The 3,728-nt window shown below is 37.2% G+C and carries 6 protein-coding genes and 1 pseudogene; 4 read left to right on the top strand and 3 right to left on the bottom strand.

The features are described from left to right. Positions 1–221 (bottom strand): annotated as a pseudogene (locus ACFIK2_RS08195) (lysozyme); the annotation flags it as partial. Positions 222–309: 88 nt separating this feature from the next. On the opposite strand from ACFIK2_RS08195, the gene ACFIK2_RS08200 reads away from it, so the two are divergent. From ACFIK2_RS08200 to ACFIK2_RS08210, 3 genes are read left to right on the top strand one after another with little or no spacing between them, the layout of a single operon-like run. Continuing rightward, complete coding sequence (locus ACFIK2_RS08200; protein ID WP_375634717.1) at positions 310–582, top strand: toxin HicA; 273 nt, start codon at positions 310–312, stop codon at positions 580–582. Then, positions 572–889 carry a type II toxin-antitoxin system HicB family antitoxin gene (locus tag ACFIK2_RS08205; protein WP_375633830.1) on the top strand — a complete coding sequence of 106 codons (318 nt, stop codon included), beginning with the start codon at positions 572–574 and terminating at the stop codon, positions 887–889. Before ACFIK2_RS08200 ends, ACFIK2_RS08205 begins: the two co-directional genes overlap by 11 nt. Before the next feature lie 42 nt (positions 890–931). Next, on the top strand, positions 932–1,078 hold the full coding sequence (locus ACFIK2_RS08210) for a CopG family antitoxin (protein ID WP_375633829.1): 147 nt from the start codon (positions 932–934) through the stop codon (positions 1,076–1,078). 46 nt (positions 1,079–1,124) lie between these two features. Here the strand turns inward: ACFIK2_RS08210 and ACFIK2_RS08215 are convergent, their stop codons facing one another. Both ACFIK2_RS08215 and ACFIK2_RS08220 read right to left on the bottom strand, forming a co-directional pair. Then, positions 1,125–1,403, bottom strand: coding sequence for a hypothetical protein (locus ACFIK2_RS08215; protein WP_006589100.1), 279 nt, complete (start codon positions 1,401–1,403; stop codon positions 1,125–1,127). Next, positions 1,400–2,140 carry an antA/AntB antirepressor family protein gene (locus tag ACFIK2_RS08220; protein WP_375634716.1) on the bottom strand — a complete coding sequence of 247 codons (741 nt, stop codon included), beginning with the start codon at positions 2,138–2,140 and terminating at the stop codon, positions 1,400–1,402. The genes ACFIK2_RS08215 and ACFIK2_RS08220 overlap by 4 nt, the downstream gene beginning before the upstream one ends. Positions 2,141–2,521: 381 nt before the next feature. Between ACFIK2_RS08220 and ACFIK2_RS08225 the strand changes: the two genes are divergently transcribed. After that, the gene (locus ACFIK2_RS08225) at positions 2,522–3,604 is read left to right on the top strand and encodes a hypothetical protein (protein WP_375677146.1); all 1,083 of its coding nucleotides are present in this window, start codon (positions 2,522–2,524) and stop codon (positions 3,602–3,604) included. Positions 3,605–3,728: the final 124 nt, after the last annotated feature.

Consider the following 3,728-nt stretch of genomic DNA (forward strand, 5'->3'; position numbering starts at 1 on the left):
GCTTTGAAAAGCCCTGTTGGTGCTTGCGTTTCTACTGTTTGATAATTGGAGGAAACATAAGCCCCTTTTGCCCATAAGCCTATTTCTGCCGCACGCCGGTGTGTGAGACCTTCAAGACGCTTTCCGCCTGCTTTGGTCCATTTCTGTAGCTCGGCAGGGACAGCTTCATATTCACCTTGATTGAGCTTTTTTAACAGTGTCGAGTTACAAAAGGCTCTTGTTAGTTGACGCTATTTCTAAAAATGATTAACTAGGATTAATAANTTGTTAGTTGACGCTATTTCTAAAAATGATTAACTAGGATTAATAATGATACTATTATTGGTTATGAACAATAAAGTTGAAAAAATAATCAGCTTGATGAAAGCATCACCAAAGAACATCAAGTTTTCAGATTTGTTGGCTGTGTGTGTACATTTTTTTGGAAAACCGCGGAACAATGGTAAAAGCCACTTTGTTTTTAAAACCCTGTGGCTTGGTGACCCACGTGTGAATATTCAAAAAGATTCTAGTAACAAAGCAAAAGCTTATCAAGTCAAACAAATCTTACAAGCGATAGAAAGGATGAAACATGAACAATAATCATTATACATATCGTGTTTTGTGGTCGCAAGAAGATGAGGAATATGTCGGATTGTGTGCAGAATTCCCATCCCTTTCATGGTTAGATGCTCAAGCAGAGAAAGCTTTAAAAGGTATTATGGACCTTGTTTCAGAAGTTGTTGAGGACATGCAACATAATGGAGAAGAAGTTCCTCTGCCTTTGTCACATGGTAAATATAGTGGCAAGTTTCAATTAAGAATACCACCAGAACTCCATAGAAAACTTTCAATACAAGCCGCTGAAAATGGTGTGAGTTTAAACAGATACATTTCTTCTAAGCTTTGAATCTTTTAAAAGTCTATACGTACTAAAAGAAAACTAATTCTTATGAAAACCTCTAAATTAAAACAAATACCCGTTTTCAAGACGGATGAAGAAGCAGAAAACTTTGTTGATACTGCCGATCTTACAGATTATGACTTAACTGATTTTAAATCCGTTCATTTTGAGTTCTTACCTAAAGAAGTCTCTTGACTACCTCCCCACCTTTAACGATAGGGAGGGGAGTTTTGTTTTTAAGTTAAGCAACCTTTTTAATGGGGTTGTCTAAATTTGGTTCATAAGTTCGCAACAAAGAATCCATACGATGTGGAAGTTCTGAAGCTCCAAAATCTGTCAAAATTGCCAAGATTTTTGTAATATTGGGCACGTCATCTTGAAGCTTTAAAACCAGAGCATCTACGACCGATTCCATAACCTCAACTATAGCATTGCAGTCCTCATCTCCAATGCCTCGATGGTTAGAAAGCTTAAACAATGCCATCCACAAATCGCACAAAAAATCGACACTGCTATTCATTGTACACCTCCATGAATTTGCTCTCTTAAACATGCTAATCCTCTGGAGGTAATTTTTGTTGAAGGGAGTACCTTTTCTGTGCCATCTGGTCTTTGGATAGTAATAGCAGGGCAGTCCATAAAGCCTTTCTTGATTTTATCCTGATAAGGTAACAGAGGTGCCCCTGGAGCCCGTCGATAGACCCAATCATGTTTACGCAAGTAATCTGTTAAGTCCTTTGGTCTTACCTCTAACATCTTTGCTGCTTCAATAAGACCGAATAAACCATCAGAGCGTTTTAAACCTTCCAAAGCTTTTGCTTTTGGAGTCAATTCAGCAATAACATGATCTTTCTGCTCTATTTGATTTTGTAAGTGATTCAAGACACCAAGCAATGCTTCGGGTTTAGAGTAGTCAACTTGTGGTGTTGCTACTTGTTTCAAAAGCCGTTCACATTTGATAAAGTATAAACGAGCTTCTCTACCTTTCTTATTATTCTCAAGCATAGAAAGCTCTTTTGCTACACTTAAAGTTAGATGATAATCTTTAGAGGGACGACCACCTTGGAGGTTTTCCCCAAAATTGGTGAAAACTAAATAATCCTGATTTTCTAATAAATTATATTTGTTGATGCGATATTTAATCCAAGTAGAGAAATCTTTACCTCCTTCCAAAAACGCATGCAAATCACGAGCGTTAACAGTTTGAACAGTTTCCTGATCGATAACCTGTTCTCTAATTTCTATAAGAGTATTCATAATGAATTCCTTATGGTTAGATGTTTTTGATTGACACTCTAAGAAGAGTGCCGGGTGCTCAAAAACACGGCCATAAGTCCGTCGTTACACTTTCCCCGCAAGGGTATTGTATAGCGTAACCACACCCGACAATATTATTATACGCATGTAGCATATAATGAGTCAAAGTCTTTAATGTATAGAAGACTGATTATTTCGGTAACCAATCCGCTTATGGTTTAAGGTGTTTTTGAGGCACCTGATTCGATTATTCATACTCCTATCATAATGTCAAGCAGTAATATTACATTTTTCTAACTTATATAAGTACGTCTTTACTTTATTTGTCGATTCACTTTAAATTTCCACTTTACTTTTTTATTTATAGCGGAGGGGGAGGTAATGCTGGATACCCTTGATACAATTGCAATGATCGTGTGCTTGTTATCATTGCCAATGATGGTTGTCGGACTCGTTTTAGTATGTATAAAGAAATGGCGGAAAAACGGACTGAAAACTCTTGGTATTGGAGCTTTATTATTTATCGGCTCTGCGATAGTAGGTGCTTCTGTACACAAAGACAAACCAAATCAAATTACACACAATAATGAAATTGTTACCTCCTCTTCAACTGCGTCAATAGATGTCGCTACTCAAGATGAAAGCGTGACTCAGGCACCAGCTGAGAATACCGATAAGCAAATTACCTCCATTGAAGACAATAAATCAGATGAAAATGATGGGTTAGGTTTTTGGGGATGGTTTTGGTTAATTTTCTTTGCGTTTTTTGCGTTTTCCATTTTCGCTTATTGGCAAGATAAACGCAAAAAACTTTCTAAAGAGAAAGTTCCAGAACAGGCTTCAATGTCGCTCCCTCTTGCACATCCTTATTCTGATTTCTCAGTCGTTAATAAAACATCTCCAGCACTTAAAAATGAACAACTGGAAAAATGGATCAGGATCTTTCTCCTTTGTGCTCTATTGATTGGAGGCATTGTGGTAGTAATAAGTATTTCACCATGGTTATTAGTAGCCATTATTATTGTTTTACTTTTGGTGATCGCTCACTACTCTGAAAAGAAAAAAGTAAAACTTTTTGAAGAACAAGTTGCAATGTTGCTACCGGATATTAAAGTGTCTAGTTTTTCTGAAGCGTGTAAAATGTTTCAAGAGCTTGACGCAAGCGAATATGAATATCGTTTAGCACACAATGAAAAATTGTTGGGGGTTCAAGAACGCGTTTTCTTTGATATTAATAAAAAGATCACACTTAGAGGACGTCTTTTGGTAACCGATCAAGCCATTGTATTTGAAAGTCCTGAAAAGAATGAACGAACCACTTGGACACGAATTGCATCAGTAGCTATAACATACCATGAATGCCAAATCAGTCTCCGTACCGGCATACCACGGAATTACCAATTCACTGCCTTTTCAAGTCCAAGGTTTACAGCAGTAATTCGAGTTCTGGGACAGTTTTATTGATTTTTAAACACACAAGAAAAGATACGTTCATTGTTTTATCTCCCGCAAGATAAGCTTATACATACCGGATTCAGAGGCTTGGACATCTGTAACAGTGAAGTGCTCTTGAGAAGAGGGGGCTTTG

This window comes from Bartonella sp. AP88XZML, assembly GCF_042195565.1.
Taxonomy (GTDB): Bacteria; Pseudomonadota; Alphaproteobacteria; order Rhizobiales; family Rhizobiaceae; genus Bartonella.